The sequence below is a fragment of the Absicoccus porci genome (genome assembly GCF_003725415.1).
Taxonomy (GTDB): Bacteria; Bacillota_I; Bacilli_A; order Erysipelotrichales; family Erysipelotrichaceae; genus Absicoccus; species Absicoccus porci.
The window spans coordinates 695,529-716,222 of sequence record NZ_RJQC01000001.1 but is presented as its reverse complement, the minus strand read 5'-3'; the positions used below and the strand labels follow the sequence as shown (position 1 = coordinate 716,222).

The following is a 20,694-nucleotide window of genomic DNA, read 5'->3' as shown; positions in this document are numbered from 1 at the left end:
TGACGCCACCTTTATCCTTAGCCCTTAGAAGAACCAGTAACCTTCAGAATCTGAACAGCCTCCGGAAGGATGAGCTTACCATCGACACGCTCCTTGGCCACGAAGCCAATCATACCGTTACCTGCGAAGAGCTCAGTGAGCTGCTTGAAGGAACGGGTACCACGGTCACCGATGTTGTAGTAGTTGTAATCACCGAAGGCCATCATGTTTGCAGGGCAGAACGGAGACGTATAGATGTCATAGCCCATGAGCTTGTCCGGCTCACCGGCAACGCAGGAAGGCTGCCACATGAAAGCACCGTTGTTGTCCTTGAAGGAACGGATAGCTGCAACAGCTGCATCGTTCATGATGAAGGATGCGTTCTTTCTGTAAGGGCGCTTCAGTGCATAGATGAGGTCGATGACATCCTCCGGCTTCGGAGTAGCTACGGTCTTAGCAAGGGTACCGCCACCAGTCTCAGCGAAAAGGCCAAGAGGCTGACCTTTACCAGTACCATTGAGGAAGGCATCCTCCTCGGCATTGGCCAGAGCCTTACCAAACTGGTCGATGATGTAATTCTCAAGACCGAAGGCGTTATCATACAACAGTTCCTCGGTTACCTTGATAGCGACATGGAGCTTGTGGGCATCCAGCAAAATCTGGTCGAAGGTCGCATCCGTAAACTGAAGTGCGCCGCCTTCCTCAATCCATGCTGCAGCAGGCTTGGTCGCCGCAATATTGATTTTGTGCTCGCCGGAAGTGGTAATCTTATGGCCCAGCTTACGCATGATGTTCTCTTCATTCAGAACATCGATAAGACGATGGTCATATTCCTCCGGAACAAGGTAGCCGCCATCGGCATCGACACCTTCCTGCAGGATATTAGATACCTGACGGAAGTTGGTACGAAGTGCCTGAAGCATGCCAGTCTTATATTCATCAGAAGCACGACCGGTCTTTGCAGGCTTTTCAGCAGCAGTAACAGGCTTAGAAGTGAGAGGCTTGTTTACCGGCTTATTGAGCTCTGCCTCCAGTGCTTCCTGTCTTTCAAGACGAGCGATTTCCTTGCCAAGGTCAGCGATTTCCTGTTCCATTCTGGAGTAGGTCGCATCGTCCTCGGCAGTAAGAGTACCTTTCTCGGTACGGTGAGAATCAAGAAATGCCTTTGCAGCATTCCATGCAGTGTTGCGCTTTTCACGCAGTTCTAAAATAGTCATAATCGAATACCTCCATTAAATGTGTTGTTTGATTAGGTCAAGACGCTCCATGAGTGTATCTACGGAGCGTTCCGGTGTTTCGGGTTTCTTGATACGGCATTTGGCAGCCAGCTTATCCATAAGGGAGTTGGTCACAGCTGCACGGGAGAAGAGCATCGGACCAGTAGCGTTATTTTCTACCGGTGTTTCTGCTGGTCTTGTCAGGATTTCATCCGCAAAGCCCATATCAATGGCCGTATGTGCATCCATCCAAGTCTCTGCATCCATGAGATGGGAGAGCTTGGCACGACTCATACCAGTCTTGATTTCGTAGGCATTGATGATGGATTCCTTGACTTCATCCAGCATGGCGATAGCCTTCTGCATCTCAGTAGTGTCGCCCATAGCAGCCGTCATCGGGTTATGAATCATGAGCATGGATACCGGAGATACCAGCACCTTCGTGCCTGCCATAGCGATGACGGATGCAGCAGAGGCTGCGATGCCATCAATCTTTACGGTGACATTGCCGGGATATTCCATCATCATGTTGTAAATCTGGGCTGCGGCCACACAATCTCCTCCCGGAGAGTTAATCCAAATGGTGATGTCTCCGTTTCCGGCAAACAGCTCATCTCGAAAGAGCTTAGGTGTGACATCATCGTCAAACCAGCTTTCCTCTGCGATGGTGCCGTTTAGAAACAGCGTCCTCTCCAGTGTCTGCTCCTGCGTCTCCTGATTGGTCACCGTCTGATTCTTCCACTTCCAGAACTTCTTCATCGTTCTCGTCCTCCTTTCCAGCAGCAGTGGTCGCTGCGAATATTCCTGCATCCTCCAGCTTGGTCATGTTTCCGTTGATGAGATATAAGTCACCACCAAGTTCCGGTGGGATGAGGTCTAGGTTTTCAAGTTCACGGATATCATTTGCGGACATCCAGCCGTTCTGCCTTGCAGTGGCGTAACCGTTCATACGGCTTTGGTAATCGCCACGTAAGAGGCCGTCGACATTGAACTTTACAAAATAAGCAGCCTTCTCAGATTCAGATAGAAGGGCACGGTTAATGGACTGTTCCCAACGGACAATCCAAGGTTCCAAGGTGTACTTCACAAATTCGAGAGATTGCTGCTCAATATTAGAAAAGCTCGATTTCTCTAGGTCACCGACCATGTGGGGCGGCACTCTAAAGATTCGAGCTATTTCATCAATCTGAAATTTTCTGGTCTCCAAAAACTGTGCTTCATTCGGGGAGATGGAGATAGGAGTATATTTCATGCCTTCTTCCAAAACTGCCACTTTATGAGAGTTGTTTCCAGAGAAGCCTTTGGTCCAGCTTTCTCTGACAGCTTCCGGATTTTTAACGGTACCGGGATACTCCAAAATGCCTCCCGGTGTGGCTCCGTTTGCAAAGAACTTAGCACCATATTCCTCCGTGGCGATAGCAAGACCGATAGCGTTCTTCGCCATAGCGATGGGAGAGTAACCGACCAGACCATCAAAGCCGAGGCCCGGAACATGGAGCACATCCGACGGCTTTAGGATGACCGTTCCATTTTTCATGGTAGGTGCATCGGAGTCCTGCATCTGATATTGGTAGTAGAGGTGACCTTTATCGTCACGGTCTACGCTCATTCGGTTGGCCATCAGCGGATAGAGAGCGACGACTTCACCTTTGCCATTTCGGATAATCTGCGCATAGGCATTTCCGTAAAGGAGCAGGTGTGTCATCAAGGTCTCTCGGAAGACAAAGGAGGTCATTTCCGGATTTGGCTCATCGTGAATCAGTCGATACAGTGGATGCTTGATAGCTTTTTCTTTGCCACCGGTGCCGGTGTATTGATACACATGGACTGGCAGGCCAGCGATGGACTCGGAGAGAATCCTGACGCAGGCATAGACTGCAGTCATCTGCATAGCGCTTCGTTCATTGACGGATTTGCCAGAGCTGCTGCCACCAAAGAGAAAACGGTAGGCGCTACCATTGGTGCTATTGGTGGGCTTGTCTCTGGAATGAAACAGTCCTGATAAGAATCCCATAGGTCATCACTTCCTTTCAGATAAACAAAATGCCTCTGTCATCGTAGACAGAAGCACCGGTATTATTTCCACAGCGGATAGCACGGTCAAGTCCCATGATAGTAGCGACAGCACCGTCGATTTTCTCTGTGGATTTTTCTTTGTCGGCTTTTACATTGCCAGCCGGGTCAGTACGGATATAGATGTTATCCATCATCCAGCGGAGCACCGGATGACCACCGTGGGCCAGCTTTTGTTCCAGTGTCAGTTTCATGAGCTCCTTGGTCGGTGGGGACATATCCTTAAATCCCTGACCGAAAGGAACAACGGTAAAGCCCATGCCCTCAAGGTTCTGTACCATCTGGACAGCTCCCCAGCGGTCAAAGGCTATCTCTCTAATATTGAAGCGTTCTCCAAGTCGCTCGATGAATTTCTCGATATAACCATAGTGGACGACATTTCCTTCGGTGGTCTCCAGAAAGCCTTGTCGTTCCCAGACATCGTAAGGAACGTGGTCTCGTCGGACTCGAAGCTCCAGCGTATCTTCCGGTATCCAAAAGTACGGAAGGATGCAGAACTTATCATCCTCATCCACCGGAGGGAAGACCAGCACAAAGGCAGTAATATCCGTTGTGGAAGATAGGTCCAGACCACCATAGCAGACACGGCCCTCCAAGGATTCTTCATCAACCTTGAAGGAGCAAGCATCCCATTTCTCCATCGGCATCCAGCGGACAGCCTGCTTGACCCATTGATTGAGCCTAAGCTGCCTAAAGGAATTCTCCTCACCGGGATTCTGCTTGGCAGATTCACAGGCAGCTTCGACTTTATCGATACCGACTGTGATACCAAGAGAAGGATTGGCTTTCTTCCAGACCTCTGGGTCCGTCCAGTCATCGGTTTCATCGGCACCGTAGATGACAGGATAGAAGGTCGGGTCAATCTTTCTGCCTTCTAGGATATCCTTAGCTTTCTGGTGCGTTTCATAGCAGATGCTGTTGGTATCTGTTCCGGCTGTCGTGATAAGGAAGTAGAGAGGCTGTGTTCTGGCATCTCCGGAGCCCTTGGTCATAACATCAAAGAGCTTTCGATTCGGCTGAGTGTGCAGCTCATCAAAAACAACTCCGTGAATATTAAAACCGTGCTTGGAGTAGGCTTCTGCAGATAGTACCTGATAGAAGCTGTTGGTCGGTTGGTAGACGATACGCTTCTGGGAAGCGAGGATTTTTACTCGTCTATTCAGTGCAGGACACATACGCACCATATCGGCAGCTACATCAAAAACGATAGTTGCCTGCTGGCGGTCAGCTGCACAGCCATAAACCTCAGCTCGTTCTTCACCATCACCACAGGTAAGAAGCAGGGCGACGGCAGCAGCAAGCTCGGACTTTCCCATTTTCTTAGGAATTTCTACATAGGCAGTATTGAACTGGCGATAGCCATTTGGCTTTAAGGTTCCGAAGATATCTCTGATAATCTGTTCCTGCCAGTCGATGAGCTCAAAGGGCTTACCGGCCCACGTGCCTTTGGTATGGCAGAGACACTCAATAAAATTGACTGCGTAATCCGCCATCTGTTTACTATAGGTGGAGTCCGCAGCCATGAAGCGTGTCGGTGTGTAGTTTTCAAGTTTACGCAAATGTATGCGCCTCCTTTCGCAGAAATAAAAATAGCCGCCCGGTGGCGACGTCTATAACGAGGAACAGCCCCATCCGGGACCGTCCTGCCTGATATTCTTTTCAGGTGGTTAGTTGTGTTCGTTCAGAAGAATGCAAAGCGCCATTTCTGCTTCTTTGCAGGTTGGTTTAACGTCCCAACCTCTGTCGTAGTTGGCAATCCACTCGCCGTCCATCTTCAGGCTGAGCTTGGAAATCTTACCGCCGTTGATGCCGTAGTCTTCGCTTGGCTCATCAAAGTGCTTGACCCAGTATTTAACCTTCTTGTATTCTCCGTCCTTTGTTGGGATTCCGATGATTCCTTCTTTCCACATATGTTTGTCCTCCTTGTGTGTTTCTTTCCTTTTGGTAGTACTATATATCACTCTAAAAGCACATAATAGCAAGCTAATTTGGGGCATATAGTACACAAATATCTGAGGGAAAAACTGTGTAATTTATAACGAGGAAAACAGGTCCTGAGATCTGCTTCCTTCGGCAGAAGGCGTTGTTATTTTACCGTCATCTTAATTGCAGGGATGAGGGCATGTTCGCCGGTCTTCCAATCAGTGTAGCGTGCCTTTACCGTGGTAAGGCCTGCCATGCTGATTCCTTGCTTTTCGAAGGCTGCGAGGGTTTCGATGAGGCTTGAGAAGGTGGAGCTGATGGTGAATTCGGTGATGTCGTTGGCTCTCAAGGTCTGGGCGATTTCTTCGATGTCGTAATCCCAAATGACCTCGTTGAAGTCGATGAGCTCGTTTCCGGTTTCCTTGCTGGTTCTGTAAGCCCAGAATAAGGTTCCGTTGATTCCGAGTTCCTTCAGGCTTCTTGCATTCTGCTCGATGGCTTCTTCAAATGTTCTGATTTCTTTCATGGTAGGTTCCTCCTAAAAATGTGTTTTCCCTTTTGGTAGTACTATATATCACTCTAAAGGCACATAATAGCAAGTCAATTCGAGCCATATAGTACACAAATATCCGTAGGAAAATCTGTGTATTTTAGTCGTCGATTGGAACCTTTTTGCAGTGGTCAACGCCGTAAATGACGTTGAGTCCGGAGCCGTTGTCCCAAGCTACCATGATGCTTCCGGTATCGTCGACACCAATGACGGTGCCTCGTGTGCCCACTGGTGGGGCCTGTGCGTCGTCCATCTGGACCAGCTCCACACGGGTGCCTGCTGGGTAAAGGCGGCGCTGACGGGCCACCTGTTCCTTACTTGGAAATTGCATGGCCTTCACCTCCTTTGAATGCGCTGTTGCCCGGAAGATGTCTCATCAGGATTTTGCGGTCTGTTTTGTACTCGTCACCAATGAAGCCGAGGCGGAGAAGGAAGCAGCGGAAAGCGTAGCGCTCATTGTCCACCGGCTTTGCAGTAGCGCTGATTCGTTTCTGCTCCTTGCTCATTTTGCAAAGGGCTGCAATCAGTGCGCTGTAGGCGTGAATCTCATCCGGCTCAGGAAGTTCTTTGAACCAAGGGAAGGAAATGCTGTCCTCGTTCAGTTCAAAGCGCAGGTCCTCGATGTGAAGGGCATGCTTGATGAGGGAGCCTTTGGCATCTAGAAGGTTGGTGAGGTTTCCGACCTTGACCTTGTCAAGTGGAAGGGTAATGGTAAGTCCAGTCTTTTCTGCAGGAGCTTCTTCAGCTTCCGGTTCCTCAGCCGGGTGGAAGTCTGTCTCTTCCGGACGATAGCCGCCTGCATCCAAGAGGGTCAGAAGCTCGTCGAATTCTTCCTTGGTCATGGTGTCCGGGCCTTCGATGTTTCCTTCTCGTGTCAGAAGAAGGTCACCAATCTGGTAGCCATAGGAAGGGGCTCTCAGGTATTTCGGTTTGGTGTTCTTGTACTCGCCAAGCAGGGCTGCCAGCGGCTTTCTTTCGGTTACGTTTAAGATGATGTTCATGTAGGTATCCTCCTTTGTTTTGGTAGTACATATATCACTCTGAAGGCACATAATAGCAAGCGATATCGAAGAAAAACATCGACAAATATGTGCCTTCTGGATTGTGTACTATACCTACTTACAAAAGAGTGGCATCCTCAGCTTTCGGTGCGATTTCATCATAGGAATAGGTCAAGCCATCACGGATGACGGAGACCTTTGCAGAGGAACCGACCTGCTCAATGTAGCGCTTGACGATAACATCACAGAACTTTTCATCCAGCTCGATGGTGTGGCAGATACGACCGGTCTGTTCACAGGCGATAAGCGTGCTGCCAGAACCACCAAATGGGTCAAGGACCAGAGAATTGGTCATGCTGGAATTCATAATCGGATAAGCCAGAAGAGGGATAGGCTTCATGGTCGGATGGTCGCCGTTCTTCTTGGGCTTATCAAATTCCCAGATGGTTGTTTCCTTGCGTCCGGTATACCACTGATGTTTGCCGGATTTCTTCCATCCGAAGAGGCAAGGCTCATGCATCCACTGATAAGGGCTGCGTCCGAGGACAAGGGACTGCTTTTTCCAGATGCAGCAGCCAGAAAGGTAGAAACCAGCATCAGCAAATGCTCTGCGGAAGTTAAGACCCTCGGTGTCAGCATGGAAGACGTAGATAGAAGCGTCATCCGCCATTGACTCATACATGCGAGTGTAGGCATCCAGTAGGAACTGATAGAAGGCACTGTTTTCCATATTGTCGTTCTTAATCTTACCGGCGCTTCCTTCGTAATTGACATTGTACGGAGGGTCCGTCACGACCAGATTTGCCAGCTTACCATTCATCAGAAGCTCATAGGTCTCAGACTTTGTGGAATCGCCACAGACCAGACGGTGGTCACCAAGGAGCCACAGGTCACCAGCCTTGGAGAAGGTAGGTTTTGCAAGCTCGGCATCCACATCGAAGTCATCATCCTGAACACCTTTCTTTGTATCTTCTCTAAACAGGTCCTCCAGTTCTTCTGGCTCAAAACCGGTAAGGGAGACATCGAAGTCTGCACCCTGCAGGTCAGCAATGAGGAGGGCCAACTTGTCGTTATCCCATTCACCGCTGATTTTGTTGAGCGCAACATTCAGAGCTTTTTCCTTCTCTTCATCCATTTCGACGATGACGCATTCCACCTCGGTAATGCCCATATCGATGAGAACCTTCAATCTCTGGTGACCACCAACGACACGAGAAGTGGTGGAGTTCCAGATGACCGGCTCCACATATCCGAACTGCTCGATGGAGCGTTTCAGTTTTTCATATTCTTTGTCACCGGGCTTCAAATCCTTACGGGGATTGTAATCCGCAGGAAGAAGCTGCGAGACGTTTTTCTTTTCAATCTGCATGGTATTCCTCCTTAGAACAATCCCCATTCAGCGAACTTTTCAAATCCGCCGATGGATTTTATATATTCCGCAGCGATAGCCACCAGCTCACTGTAGGGATGACCATCAATCGTGTCATCACCGATAGCGCAGCAGATGGTTACCGGCTGTCCAGTTTCCTGAGCTTTTAGGAAAGCGTAGATGTTGAGCGTGACATCTGCCTTTGACAGGTCCTTCCCATGAAGGCCACCGCCAGTAACAGAGTCAGCCATATCACTTCCGAGCTTTCTGTTGGTAGCACCGCTGTCCACATCAATGCCGCCAGTCCAATCACCGAGCGGATTTACCTCAGCATGCGGATATTTCTGTTTTAGTTCCGAAGTAGCTGCATGGCTCTGACAGAGGATGAGTCTTGCTTCGTCGAGGATATACTTTCCATCAAAGGGATAGGTGCTGTAGATTTCTCTGGCAATCTTCGAGATTTCCTTCTGTTCCTCTGTAAGCGGCATGCCCTTGAAGATGCCGTTATCACCGCAGCGGATGTCCTTGGCCTGATTCTTAGCAAGATGGGCATCCTGCGGAACAATCTGAATGAAGACACGAATGCCGGGAGCAAGACGCTCTACGATAAAAGCGACATCCGTCTTATCGATAGGAGCAGAGGTTTCGATAACGACATGACCATAGCCATGTCCGATGAGAACCTCAACAGCGATTTTAGGAGCATCGTCTGTTTTATAAGCAAGGTCGACGATGGCTCCGGCAATCCTGTCTGCAATCTTATCCGGATGCGCTGGATTTACTTTTTCAATCATAGTTAATTTCCTTTCCGTGCCAGTAGGAGACGCTCCATCACATCATCCTGTGGAGTAGCGCCGTTATATTCAGTGGCACAATTTTCTTTTACGATTTGGTATATCTCCATCCAGAGACGATTGGTCTGGCTCATGAAGTTCTGACTCATGGCCACATAGGGAGACTGGATGGCATTGCCGGTCGTCGGATGCTTGGCAAGGAATCCAAACTCTGTGATGGCTTCCTCACACTGAATCCAACGAGCAACACTCATGGCATAGCGCTCTAAAAGCTCCGGAGAGACGAGAGCAGCGCAGCCACGTTCATGCAGCCAGTTCCATGTTTTCTTGTAGACATCTGCAGCAACGAGCTTTTTGCCGTTCTTTTGCTTGGCAGATAGCATCTTGGATGGTTTGGGCATCGGCTGACCTTCTAAATCGACGGTGCTGTCTGTAAAGTCGATGACAGTCAACTCACGTTTGCCCGGATTTCCCTCAGCGATTCTCTCAGCTAAGGGCTTTTTCTTGGCTCCAGCGCCGATACGAGCGCCGCCACGGTTGGTACCGTCCTTAGCCATTTTTTACACCTCCAGTTCAGGGGCCTATATACCCCGTTTGAAATTGCGACTTTGTGCGTGAGACCCCACGCCCGTTCCCCGGTGACTTCACCGTAGAGAAGTGGACCGCCCCTACCGGTTGTGCCAGCGGTCGCCGTGTTCCGCATGAATCTTGGCATGGCAGGATTTGCAAAGAGCCATCAAGTTCTCTCTATCGTGCGTGCCGCCTTGGGAGAGGGGCTTCACATGGTGTATCTGCTCGGTTGGTGTGTAGACACCGTTCTCAAGGCACCTCTCACAAAGAGGGTGGGCAGCAGCATAGCTGTCACGGATACGTTTCCATGCACGCCCGTAGCGACGCTTGGCATTCGGGTCTCTGTCGTACTTCTCGTAGCGTTTGGCTTCCTTCTTTTCATGCTCCGGACAGAAGCGTCCGTCTGTCAGATTTGGGCAGCCGGGATAGGAGCAGGGACGTTTTGGTTTTCTTGGCATCGTATTCCTCCTTCCGTTTGGGTATAAGAAAAGCCCTGCAGGACTCGTCCCACAAGGCTTTCTGCGATTCTCACTTTCGCTAGTATAATAATATCAGAAGAGCTTAGTGTCTTTCTATGTCATTTCATGTCCACCTTCATAGAAAGCCGGAACTTTTACTTCTTCCAGTGCCTTTCCATGAAGTTTGTGGATATAACGAAGCTCGTATCCCATATCAACAGCAATCTGCTCCCATGTGATAAAGCAGAGGTAGCGTTCCTCAAGTAAGGTCTGGTATTCGGTATTGCCGACCTGTTTGATAACCTCTACGATTTCCTTCTTTAATGCCACAAGTTCTACGACGTCTTTACTGATTTCATCCTCCAGCTCGATGATGTCAAGAATGGCGGATTCCATTCGAGAGCCTTCACGGTTAGGGCTCTTTGGCATATCGGAGTAGGACGGTGTGCAACGGGTAGCTAATTCATTTAAGGAATCTATCTGTAACAGTTTGCTTTTGATTCTATTATCCAAGTAGCGTGCTTGAGATAAGTATTCTTTTGCAGTCATTGATTGGTACCTCCGAAAAAATAGATTTCCCTCGGATTGGCACGGATTGTCGTATTTTGTCGAAGATTGTCATAGGTTTGCTTTTACTGCATCGATAAGGGCGTTCTGGGTCAGCTCCTTTTTGGAGAGAGCCTTTAAGATGCGCTCATCAATGGTTCCTTTTGTGATGATGTGTTCTATTACCACGGTTCCGGAAGTCTGGCCCTGTCTCCAGAGACGGGCGTTGGTCTGCTGATACAATTCCAGTGACCATGTCAGCCCGAACCAGATGAGGGTGGAACCACCAGCCTGCAGGTTAAGTCCATGACCGGCAGAGGCTGGGTGGATGACTGCTACCGGTATCTTTCCGGCATTCCAGTCGGTGATGTCCTTGCTGGATTTTATTTCTCTCACATCAAAGCGTTTCTTGATACGGGAGAGGTCGTGCTTGAACCAATAAGCCACAAGGACCGGTTTGCCGTTTGCGGATTCGATGATATCCTCCAGAGCATCCAGTTTTCTGTCGTGGAACTCAATGGTGTCACCGGTATCCGAATAAATAGCTCCGTTGGCAAGCTGGGATAACTTTCCGGTGAGAGAAGCAGCATTGGCAGCAGTAATTTCTCCATCAGGGAGCTCCAGCACCAGCTCCTGCTTCAAGTCCTCGTATCGGGTCACTTCATCATCGGATAAATGGACCTCATATTCGGAGGAGATGAGCTCTGGCATCTTCAGGTGGTCTGTTGATTTCATGGAGATGGTGATATCAGAAATCTGGCTATAGATGCGTTCTTCAGCATAAGGCTGCGGATTATAGGAATAGATAATTTGGCCATTCCTCTTGTCCGGCACAAAGTAGTTGTTTCGGTACTCTGTAATGAAGCGTCCGAGGCGTTTTCCTAAATCCAGCAGTCGGAACTCGGCCCATAAATCCATCAGACCGTTGGAAGAGGGGGTTCCGGTCAGACCGATGATACGCTTGACGCTTGGTCTTACCTTCAACAGGGACTTGAACCTCTTAGAATTGTGATTCTTGAAGGATGAGAGCTCGTCGATGACCACCATATCGTAGTCAAAGGGAAAGCCGCTGGACTCAATGAGCCATTGCAGGTTTTCTCTGTTGATGATGGTGATGTCTGCACCTGCCATCAAAGCTGCTTTTCGCTCTTTTGGTGTCCCCACACAGACGGCGAAGGTCAGAGATTTTAGGTGCTGCCATTTTCTGATTTCTGCAGGCCATGTATCTCTGGCAACTCGAAGTGGGGCGACTACCAGAATGCGATGGGCCTCAAAGCTGTCGAATAGAAGGTCTGCGATGGCAGTCAGGGAGATGACCGTCTTTCCAAGACCCATATCGAGCAGGACTGCTGCCACAGGATGTGTCTCAATATAATCGATGGCGTAGGCCTGATAATCATGAGGTGCGAAGTTCATCAATCATCCCTCCAATCTGCTCTATGCTGTCAATCACATACACACGAAAGCCCAGAGAGCGAAGGAGCCTGTGACGTGCTTTTTGCAATGGGCGTGGGGATTCTCCTGGTGCCTTTAATTCTGCAAAGGCAAACTTCCCATCAGGTAATAAGATAAGGCGGTCGGGCATCCCTGCGAAAGAAGGAGACACGAACTTCGGTGCGATACCACCAGCCTTTTTTACTGCGGTTGTCAATTTCTTTTCTATCGTTTTTTCTAACATACTTGTCCTCCATCAGGCCGTTAATTTGAAGAGGTGCAAGGTGTATCAATGGTATTTTCCATACTTTTTCTTATTGATATTTTTATAGGCCTAAGAAAAGTTTTATATAACACATTGATACACCTTGTCATTTATGGCCTTAATTCATAAAATCCTCGTCTGCACCAGTGTCCTCACGTAAGCGCAGACCCTTAAAGTAACGCTTTCTGCTCACGGTGATTCGCTCAAAGCCAGCCTTCTCCAGAGCAAAGTAGAAGTCAGCGGTACTGCGCACATACTCGTTGCAGTCCAGAGAATAGTTGCGGTACGCCTGATAAAGAGAAGAGGAGCTTTCTTTATAAGACGGGTCGACCTCACATTTATCTGCAAGGAAGTGACCGAACCAGTCGTTCTGGCTACGGTATTCATCAATGGCTTTCTGCACTAGGTCCGGCACGGGAATCTGGTAATCAGACTCGATGACCTTCTTGGCACCTTCGATGACCCACGCCAAAATGCTGCCGCCAGCGTTGTCGTAAAGGTACTCACTATAATTTTTGATGTCGCTGCTGCCGGTAATCTTGGCATTGAACGGGATGACGATGAGTCGTCTCCAAATGCCATCATCGGATGCGGAGACACGGGGCAGATGATTGGTGTAAAGCACCAGTGTGTGGCAAGGCTTGAAGGAGAACGGGTCCTTGTATTTCTTTTCTGCAAAGACATCATCAGTGGAGCAGAGCTGCTTGACGGTGGAATCGTTCAGACGAGCACCTTCCTGCATCTCGGCTGCAATGAGGAGTCTTTTACCTTTGACCTCAGCCATTTCCGGCTTGATGTTTCTTCGGCATCCGACAGTGAGCGTATCTGCAGAAATGTTACCGGAGTAAAGACCGAGCACTCTGGAGATAGCATTCCAGAAGGTGGACTTACCATTGCGTCCATCACCGTAGGCAATGATGAGTGCTTCCACATAGACCTTGCCGATAGCAGCCAGACCACAAATCATCTGAACATAATCGATGAGTTCCTGATTACCCTGAAAGATGAGGTCAAGGCAGTCCAGCCAAATCTGCTGGCCCTTGTAGTTCGGTGACACCGATGTGATTTTGGTAATGAAATCCTCCGGCAGGTGTTCTCTGGCACCGGCCATTCCTTTACGCAGGTCATAAGTTGCTTCCGGTGTACACATAGCAAAGCAATCAGCATCAAGGTCACGAGGCGAGATTTCCAGCATCGGGCGAGATTCCTTCAGCGTAGAAGTAATGTTCTTGGAATCCCTGCGCTTTACAGAAAACTGCTGATATGCCTTTGCAGCCAGAAATTCCTGATAGGCTTCCAGCTGGTCCTCGTTCATCAACTGCTCTGCCTTGTTCTTTGTCATGGAATCAAGCAGAGACTGTGCGCCGGAGTTCTTCAGCTTATCGAGTGCTTCGAGCATATCATTGCCAGCTTCCTTCAGCTGTCTTCTTGTAAGTTCGTGAGCCGCTGCCTGCGCACCCGGTTCGGATTCCTGCCAGTAATGGTCAGAGTATCGGATGAAGTGGGTGGCCGGAGAATAGCGGAGCTCGCCGGAGAAGTATTTGGCTAACACCTCAGCCTGTCCAACATCGGAGAAGTCTCCCGGTTTGTAACAGGAAGGGTCGTTATATACTTCCGGTGCAATGTAGCCATCCTGCTGGGAGAGTCTTGCATAAAAGCGCTGGGCACTGTGCCAGATGGTAGCAAGCTCGGATGCCTCCAGCGGAGGTACGCACTTTGCTGATTCTTCGATGAATGCCTGATATGCCTTGTCGCTGTCTCCGTATTTTTTGATGACACGACCGGCAAAACGGGACATGGTGGCATTGCGGCTTCCTTCAGGAATAGCAGCACCGTCGTATTGACCGTCCGGTAAATCTTCATCAAACAGGTCCTCATCCAAGAACTCAGTCAGATTCATGCGGCCCGGATAGAGAGCGACATCTGCTGTAGTCGTTCCAAAGAAGAATCGTGCGGCATCCAGTGCCTGCGTATCGAAATATGGGAAGATGGAATTGACCAGCTTCTTCATATCGCTGTAAAGAGAGGCATCGGATACATATTCGATTGGGAATAGGACATGGAACTTTGGTCTTGCAGCCTTTCCGTTTTTCTCACGGTTGTTGTAGCGGCTATAGTGGATAGCAAAGCTGACACCCGGAAAGGCCTGCATGATATCGTCGGGAGTGACCCAGTCATCCGGATTCTCAGAGTGGTCGTTATCGCAATCTACAGGAAGGCAGTCGCTGCCGATAAAGTTATCACCATTGCGGTAGCTGTTTTTATATTCGGCGCAGACATAGTCATGGCAGATGGCAGCTTTCAGACTGTCCTCATCTAAGATGACATGCTTATGCGGATAGGAGCAGTTACCGGGATTACCGGTAACGTCCGCAGAATAAATGGTGAACATTAGTCATACACCTCCTTGGATTCCTCTTCCAGAACCTTGGTGATAAATTTCAAAGCTCGAATCATAGTCTCCAGCTCGCAGTCACCACCGAGGCAAACCTCAAAACCGTTACTGCCGCAGCGAGTAGTATAGCTATGGATTTCCATGTCCGTACAGGCTGCATCCTGAATACGGAAATAGGTGCGACCACCATGACCGGTATCACCACCACGATAGCCGGTGGTTCCTGCTTCGACCTCTAAAATGTTGCAGCTGACGACATCTCTGCTATAGGTCGTGATTTCGGTTCCGTCTTTTAATATTCTTGAATTTTCTTTTACTTCGTACATGTGTTAAACCTCCTCAAGATTCTCAGTGAAATAGCGCAGGCGGTAATTCTTCCACTTGGCTCGTTTGATTTCTGCTTCCATGCCGGAAGAGATATGACTTCCAAAGACCCAGACCTCAGAACATTTGCTCATGATGGCATTTCCGAAGAAAAGACCAAGTTCACGTTCCTTCGGGTCGGTATCATTCAAAAACTGTGGAAACAGCAGGTGTGGTGCGATGGGGATGTATCCTTGTTCCACTGCAAAGCGGCTGTAGGCTCTGGCAGCAGCTACGTTCTTTTCGGTGTCTCCGGCAAAGGGAGAGCAGATATATACGATTGGTCTGAAAGCACGCAGTGCACGGGTCTCACTCTCGATAGAGCAAAGAGCGCCGTAAGCAGTAGGGTCAGAATATCCTTCGCTGTTGTATTTGCTGATTGACACGTCAGGTTCCTCCTTTCCGGATGGACATATAAAAAGGACGTCCACCTCTAATATCCAATGGAGGTGAACGCCTAATTTGAGCCACATATATTTAATCTTTTTTATAAAAAGGTGTCGCATAGCCATCGGCTCTTAAAAGTAGCCCCTTGGCCCAAGGTGGAGTACGGCCCATTTGTTCACAGACCGCATCCAAGGACATGAGAGGGCCTGCTTCAATGACCACTTCATCGTGGATGTGCATGACAATGGAGCAGCAGCGGAGTGTCTGCATGGCATAGCAGAGAATATCACGGGCCGTTGCCTGCACGATGTTCTCGACAAATTTCGGACCATAGGAATCGAGACGCTCCCACTTCTTGGTGCCGCCGACACCTTCATAGGTAATACACTGACCACCGAACTTATTTGTTCCAATCTTCGGTTTCACATATGCGAGCTTTCTTCCCGACGGGAGAGTGATAAAGAGCATACCACTCCTGCAGGAGAAGGTCAGACCATAGTCGGAAGTGGTGTGCTTGAACTTTACGGCTTCCATGACAGCTCGGTCCACATCCCACCAGAATTTAACGATGTTCGGGTTGGACTGCCTCCATGCATCGACCAGTGGTGGGAGTTCCTCATCAGTGAGCCCCATATCCAATGCTCCCATAGCTTTTAAGGCCCCGACCGAGCCTCCGTAACCGAGGGCAAGTTCAGCGATTTTGCCTTTTTGTCTGAGGTGACCATTGATACCGTGCTTCTCGACAGGGACCTTGAACATCTGGCTGGCAGAAGCACAGTAGATATCTCCGCCTTTGGCAAAGACCTCTTGACGCCATTTTTCACCGGCAAACCATGCGATGACACGGGCTTCGATAGCAGAAAAGTCAGCTACAAGAAATTTAGTGCCTTCTCTGGGAATAAAGGCGGTACGGATGAGCTGGGAAAGTGTATCCGGCACATCTTCGTAGAGAAGTTCCACAGCTTCAAAGTTGCCGGAGCGCACCAGAGAACGAGCCTCTGCAAGGTCCGAAAGATGGTTTTGCGGTAGGTTCTGCAGCTGGATGTTACGACCGGAGAATCTGCCGGTTCGATTGGCACCATAAAACTGGAACATGCCACGAGCACGACCATCTGCGCACACGGTCTTTTCCATCGCCTGATATTTACGGACGGAAGACTTAGCCAGCTGCTGTCTTAAAGTAAGCACCTGTGAGAGCTTTGGAGGAGCAGACTTTAGGAGCTCTGCCACAGCCTTTTTGCCAAGAGTATCTGTTTCCAAACCATTGTCAGAAAGCCAAGCCTTCATCTGCTGGACGGAGTTAGGATTCTCCAGCTCCGTGATTTTCTTCATGGTTTCGGTCAGTTCCGTTCTGGAGCGAGTATCCATTTCGATGGCAGCAGCAACAAGCTCCATATCCAAACGTACACCACGGTCGTTGATTTCTTGGTCCATGTGGTATTCATCCCAGACCTGAGCTGGTACTGGAAACTTCGCAAGCCTCTGCTGGATACCCATTTCGGTCTCCACATCACGGATATTATATTTTTTGAACATGGCCCATTTGTCCGGAGCATGGGAAGGGCGATTTCTTGTACGCTGCCCATTGGTTTTTGTGGGAGCACAAGGCTGGCAGAAGTATTTGATGAGGTCTTTTCCTTCTGAGAGCTTCTGCTTTTCCAGACCCAGAACAGCGCCGACACCTTCCAAGGAGAGTGGGAGTCCCATCGTGGCAGCCCATATCATGGAGCAACGCCAGCTTTCCGGCTCCAGATATTCTCCAGTCGGATAACCTAAGAAGCGAGAGAGGCAGATACGTTCAAAAGTAGCGTTGAAGGCCCACTTGATGACAGTTTCATCCTCCAAGGCAAGAAGGACATCTTTGGGAATCTGTTCACCACAGGCGAGGTCGATAACCTGAACGGGCTGGCTGTCGACACTGTAGGCAAAGAGTAAGATTTCAAAATTGGGAGATTCTACATAACGATAGACACCGGTCTTCTGAAGAGGCACATCGCTGTAGGTCTCAATATCAATACTGAGTGTTTTCATGAGGTTGTCCTTTCTACAAAACAGGCAGCAGAGAAATCCCTGCCGCCTGCCGTGTTACTGTTTATCTTTATTGGATTTGTATTTATTGATGTCACGGCGGATATGGTATACCGCATAGCGGATAAGGTAGAGAATGACTTTTCCTACGTTGTAGATGATGAAACCATATACCGCTACCAAAAAGGTATAGGCGATGACACTGCCAATAAAGAGATTCAATGTTTCTACAAATTCATTCATAGATTGTCTCCTTTTGTCGAAAAATGTCGATGGCGGCAGTGGGGGCCACCGCCATCGGGTTGATAGATTACTTAAAGTCCCTCATGCGCTTCTCGTGGTATTCGAGGTCACGCTTGTCCTTTTCCTGTTCACGCTTTTCACGCTTGTGGTCATTGATGATGCTCTGAATGATAGAGACCGCAGTAGCAAGTCCCACACAAGCGAAGCAGCCGATACAGATGTTTACAAGAATCGTACTAATCATGATTGTCTCCATAGTTTGTCACCTCCATTAATCAAGGAAATCATCATCGTCATCAGTTGCAAAGTCGGATTCAGCAGATGCCTTACCGCCAAGAGGCTCGCCATCACGAATCTTCTGCAGATTGTTAAGGCCGCAGGCGATGCCCTTATTACCAGAGCTGTTGAAAGCATAGAAGCTGATGCTGGCACGACCGTAGACTCCGGAGTAAACCTCAGAACGAGTGAGGATAGGATTGCGGTCTGCATCCACGATGCCCGGAGCAGAAGTGGCGTTGGCATTTACAAAGTAGCTGCCAGCATATGCAGGGTCATCCGGTCTCTCAAGGTCTCCGTCACGAAGAGGAGTCTTAAGTACGGAAAGCGCCGGTACAGACTTGCCGTTGCCCTTGAGCTTGGATTCGCCTTCACGGTAGGCTGCCTCGATAGCTGCTTCAATCTTAGCGACAGTCTTGGTGTCAGACTTCGGGATAATCAGGCTGACACTGTACTTCGGAGTGCCGCCGTTGATTGATTTCGGTTCCCAGACGTTGGCGTAGCTCCAGCGTGTGTTAGGACCAGTGATAACCTTCATGGGATTTGTCATTTTTACATTCTTACTCATTGTCGTATTCCTCCATAAAATCATTTTTTGCTGTGTTCATTGCCGGGCGCTTATCGCTCTCCGGCACAAGAGTAGGTTTGCCTTGTGGCTTTTCAATATATGCTGCAAGGAGCTCTTCGAAGCGAGACTTACCGAGCAGCTTTTGCATGGCTGTGATACCAAGCAGTTTCTTTTCGTAAGGGTCAAAACCAGCAGCTTCGACAGCTTTCGACACGGCGTCTTCACTGGTGTATCTGCGGTTGGAGCGACCCTCGACCAGCTTCCAGCCAGTCCATTCTTTACCGCTGATTGCCTGCTGGAGTGCATACTCCTTGATGTCACCTGCCCAAGAGACTAGTTCGTCGACACGGGAGAGGATGAATTCAATTTCCGAATCCTCCAACAGTGGCGGCAGCTTGAAATCGTGCTGTGCGAGTAGGAGATTGGCTTCAGCTCTAGCTCGGCATTCATGCTTTGCTTTACAGAATCCGCACCATTCACCACATAGGAAGTTTCCATCACCGGCAAAGGCAAGGTCTGCGGTAGGCTTCAAAACTTCATCGGCCCACTGGTACAAGTCATCCTTGCTGACTTCGTAGGTGGAAACGTTCTGACGTCTAGGCTGGTAGATGGTCATGCTGACCGTATCGATGTCGTAGATGTCATCGAACAGTTCCAATGCACCAAGGGCGTAGCACTTCATCTGCGGATTGTCCTCAGCGGATACGAGAATTCCAAGACCGTGTTTATAGTCAATCACGTGCATGGTGCCGTCGCTGATGAGAATGGCATCCGAGGTTCCGAAGCCTTGTTCCACCCAGTGAGAGAAGTCCACTCGCTGTTCAATCAGAACAACAGGGTCAGAGCAAGTCTGTTTGGCCTCTTCCAAAAGCTCCATGATGAAGCTGGCATAGCCGGTAGCGCAATCCTCCATCTCAGCGTTGTACCAGTCGAGATTCTCGGTCGGGTCTGTAGCTTCCATGCCGAGTGCCTTGCGGAGCTTGTACTCACAAAGGGAGTGGGCATCGGTGCCTTCTGCAGCATAGTTGCTGCCTTTATCCTCATAGGTTTCGCAGAGCCTTGCTGACGGTGGACAGTGGAGCCAGCGGTCAGAAGAGGATGCGGAGAGGATTGCATGTCCTTTAGGTGGCATATTAGAGCACCTCCGCTTCCCTGAGCAGGGCTTCATAATGTTTCGGGTCTACGAGTGACAACTTGCTTGCACCGTACTTTTTAAGAAGTTCTCGAATTTCAGCTGTATGACCGGCACGAGATTTATCAGCCAGAACAGCTCGAACCTCCTCAAGTGTCAATGCAGGTTTCGCAGGAGCAGCAGGGGCTTCTGCTGTTTCAGCAGCTTCGAATACTCCTCCAAACTGCTGTGCGAGCCAGTTTGCTGCGTCGTTAATAGCAGCGGCAGCATTTCTCAGCTCTTCGATGGTCATAGCCATATCGCTCATTTTTGACATTTACTGTTCCTCCTTCCTCGGATTGTCTGTGTGCGGCGAGGACGCTCATGTTCCTTGCCATTCTGCCGGACACGATGCTAATTGCGGTTAAAACCTGAATTACTTCAGCATCGCCTCGGCTGTTTCTGTAATGAGACTGCTTCACGGTAGTCACCTCCATTCTGTAAGGTGTTTTGTTCTGTGCCTTACACTTACCAATGGAGGTGAGCTGCCGGATTGAGCCATTATTTTTGAAAAAATTTTGAAAGTTGATAAAACAGCTTTCGGTTAGGTCTTAGTACCCACGGATATTTCGCAGTTCATCACGGTATCGCTTCATCTGGTGTGCAAAGGTTCTCTGTGGTCTGCCGAGTGCCTCAGCGATAGCACGGTCAGATTTTTCGTCTTTGAGAAGCTGGAGAATGAGACCGGCATCTGGGTCAAGTTCGTGCAGGCGCTGAACCAGCTGTTCCAGAAGGAGCTTGTCCGCAATGATATCTGCTGCAAGAGGAGCAGTATCGGGGATGCTGTCAAGCATCGAACAAGTATCGCCGCTATCGTTCTCAGTTTCGTAGTCGAGAGACAGCATATCTCCTGCACAGCGAAACTCGCAGGTTAAGCAGTCACCATCGCAGAGCCAGAACTTACTTTTGGGGCAGCTGCACTGTCCGTGCTCCTGCATGCGATGTCGAAACGTGTCGTAATAACGGGTTTGTTCACGATAGAACTCTTCAGGGACTTCCACCCATTCCTTGGTGGATTTCAAATAGATACGGTACTGTTTACTCTGATTTACGTTTTTTGCCATTATTTTTTCCTCCTGTGATT

Annotated in this window: 25 protein-coding genes; all 25 read right to left on the bottom strand. The window is 49.3% G+C overall.

The genetic code is table 11. The features are described from left to right. Positions 1-17 precede the first annotated feature (17 nt). Positions 18-1,196: a phage major capsid protein gene (locus EDX97_RS03585; protein ID WP_128519809.1), complete on the bottom strand. Its 1,179-nt coding sequence runs from the start codon at positions 1,194-1,196 to the stop codon at positions 18-20. A 15-nt stretch (positions 1,197-1,211) separates the two neighbouring features. Next, positions 1,212-1,955: a head maturation protease, ClpP-related gene (locus EDX97_RS03580; RefSeq protein WP_128519808.1), complete on the bottom strand. Its 744-nt coding sequence runs from the start codon at positions 1,953-1,955 to the stop codon at positions 1,212-1,214. Next, positions 1,840-3,210, bottom strand: a complete 1,371-nt coding sequence (locus EDX97_RS03575; protein ID WP_128519807.1) for a phage portal protein — start codon at positions 3,208-3,210, stop codon at positions 1,840-1,842. Before EDX97_RS03575 ends, EDX97_RS03580 begins: the two co-directional genes overlap by 116 nt. 16 nt (positions 3,211-3,226) lie before the next feature. After that, positions 3,227-4,828 (bottom strand): terminase large subunit, encoded by a 1,602-nt coding sequence (locus EDX97_RS03570; protein ID WP_221175872.1) that lies wholly within the window; start codon positions 4,826-4,828, stop codon positions 3,227-3,229. Positions 4,829-4,936: 108 nt separating this feature from the next. Continuing rightward, a complete protein-coding gene (locus EDX97_RS03565; protein WP_128519805.1) occupies positions 4,937-5,179 on the bottom strand; it encodes a DUF7678 domain-containing protein in 243 nt (80 codons plus the stop codon). Positions 5,180-5,355: 176 nt separating this feature from the next. After that, complete coding sequence (locus tag EDX97_RS03560) at positions 5,356-5,718, bottom strand: DUF7698 family protein (RefSeq protein WP_118578908.1); 363 nt, start codon at positions 5,716-5,718, stop codon at positions 5,356-5,358. A 124-nt stretch (positions 5,719-5,842) separates the two neighbouring features. After that, positions 5,843-6,073 (bottom strand): DUF4314 domain-containing protein, encoded by a 231-nt coding sequence (locus EDX97_RS03555; RefSeq protein WP_128519804.1) that lies wholly within the window; start codon positions 6,071-6,073, stop codon positions 5,843-5,845. Continuing rightward, positions 6,057-6,743 carry a virulence gene (locus EDX97_RS03550; protein ID WP_128519803.1) on the bottom strand — a complete coding sequence of 229 codons (687 nt, stop codon included), beginning with the start codon at positions 6,741-6,743 and terminating at the stop codon, positions 6,057-6,059. Before EDX97_RS03550 ends, EDX97_RS03555 begins: the two co-directional genes overlap by 17 nt. 118 nt (positions 6,744-6,861) lie before the next feature. Beyond that, positions 6,862-8,112 carry a site-specific DNA-methyltransferase gene (locus EDX97_RS03545; protein WP_128519802.1) on the bottom strand — a complete coding sequence of 417 codons (1,251 nt, stop codon included), beginning with the start codon at positions 8,110-8,112 and terminating at the stop codon, positions 6,862-6,864. 11 nt (positions 8,113-8,123) lie between these two features. Then, on the bottom strand, positions 8,124-8,906 hold the full coding sequence (locus EDX97_RS03540; RefSeq protein ID WP_128519801.1) for an S-adenosylmethionine synthetase N-terminal domain-containing protein: 783 nt from the start codon (positions 8,904-8,906) through the stop codon (positions 8,124-8,126). Positions 8,907-8,908: 2 nt separating this feature from the next. Continuing rightward, a complete protein-coding gene (locus EDX97_RS03535; protein ID WP_109771071.1) occupies positions 8,909-9,463 on the bottom strand; it encodes a P27 family phage terminase small subunit in 555 nt (184 codons plus the stop codon). Positions 9,464-9,574: 111 nt separating this feature from the next. After that, a complete protein-coding gene (locus EDX97_RS03530) occupies positions 9,575-9,934 on the bottom strand; it encodes an HNH endonuclease (protein ID WP_003508842.1) in 360 nt (119 codons plus the stop codon). A 114-nt stretch (positions 9,935-10,048) separates the two neighbouring features. Further along, positions 10,049-10,483, bottom strand: coding sequence for a hypothetical protein (locus EDX97_RS03525; RefSeq protein ID WP_128519800.1), 435 nt, complete (start codon positions 10,481-10,483; stop codon positions 10,049-10,051). A gap of 69 nt (positions 10,484-10,552) precedes the next feature. Next, a complete protein-coding gene (locus EDX97_RS03520; RefSeq protein ID WP_128519799.1) occupies positions 10,553-11,896 on the bottom strand; it encodes a DEAD/DEAH box helicase in 1,344 nt (447 codons plus the stop codon). Further along, on the bottom strand, positions 11,877-12,158 hold the full coding sequence (locus tag EDX97_RS03515; RefSeq protein WP_074748517.1) for a VRR-NUC domain-containing protein: 282 nt from the start codon (positions 12,156-12,158) through the stop codon (positions 11,877-11,879). Before EDX97_RS03515 ends, EDX97_RS03520 begins: the two co-directional genes overlap by 20 nt. Positions 12,159-12,297: 139 nt before the next feature. After that, entirely contained in the window at positions 12,298-14,571 is a 2,274-nt protein-coding gene (locus EDX97_RS03510) for a phage/plasmid primase, P4 family (RefSeq protein ID WP_128519798.1), read from the bottom strand. Then, positions 14,571-14,900, bottom strand: coding sequence for a hypothetical protein (locus tag EDX97_RS03505; protein WP_128519797.1), 330 nt, complete (start codon positions 14,898-14,900; stop codon positions 14,571-14,573). The genes EDX97_RS03510 and EDX97_RS03505 overlap by 1 nt, the downstream gene beginning before the upstream one ends. A 3-nt stretch (positions 14,901-14,903) precedes the next feature. Next, complete coding sequence (locus EDX97_RS03500; RefSeq protein WP_128519796.1) at positions 14,904-15,323, bottom strand: DUF7768 domain-containing protein; 420 nt, start codon at positions 15,321-15,323, stop codon at positions 14,904-14,906. 91 nt (positions 15,324-15,414) lie between these two features. Continuing rightward, complete coding sequence (locus tag EDX97_RS03495) at positions 15,415-17,355, bottom strand: DNA polymerase (RefSeq protein WP_128519795.1); 1,941 nt, start codon at positions 17,353-17,355, stop codon at positions 15,415-15,417. A gap of 54 nt (positions 17,356-17,409) precedes the next feature. Then, a complete protein-coding gene (locus EDX97_RS03490) occupies positions 17,410-17,595 on the bottom strand; it encodes a hypothetical protein (RefSeq protein ID WP_128519794.1) in 186 nt (61 codons plus the stop codon). Positions 17,596-17,662: 67 nt separating this feature from the next. Next, the gene (locus tag EDX97_RS03485; protein ID WP_128519793.1) at positions 17,663-17,851 is read right to left on the bottom strand and encodes a hypothetical protein; all 189 of its coding nucleotides are present in this window, start codon (positions 17,849-17,851) and stop codon (positions 17,663-17,665) included. A 15-nt stretch (positions 17,852-17,866) separates the two neighbouring features. Continuing rightward, a complete protein-coding gene (locus EDX97_RS03480; protein WP_124984381.1) occupies positions 17,867-18,439 on the bottom strand; it encodes a DUF2815 family protein in 573 nt (190 codons plus the stop codon). Next, on the bottom strand, positions 18,432-19,571 hold the full coding sequence (locus tag EDX97_RS03475) for a DUF2800 domain-containing protein (protein ID WP_128519792.1): 1,140 nt from the start codon (positions 19,569-19,571) through the stop codon (positions 18,432-18,434). The genes EDX97_RS03480 and EDX97_RS03475 overlap by 8 nt, the downstream gene beginning before the upstream one ends. A gap of 1 nt (position 19,572) precedes the next feature. Then, positions 19,573-19,887, bottom strand: a complete 315-nt coding sequence (locus tag EDX97_RS03470) for a DNA ligase (RefSeq protein WP_128519791.1) — start codon at positions 19,885-19,887, stop codon at positions 19,573-19,575. A gap of 274 nt (positions 19,888-20,161) precedes the next feature. Next, positions 20,162-20,674 carry a helix-turn-helix domain-containing protein gene (locus EDX97_RS03465; protein ID WP_128519790.1) on the bottom strand — a complete coding sequence of 171 codons (513 nt, stop codon included), beginning with the start codon at positions 20,672-20,674 and terminating at the stop codon, positions 20,162-20,164. Positions 20,675-20,694: the final 20 nt, after the last annotated feature.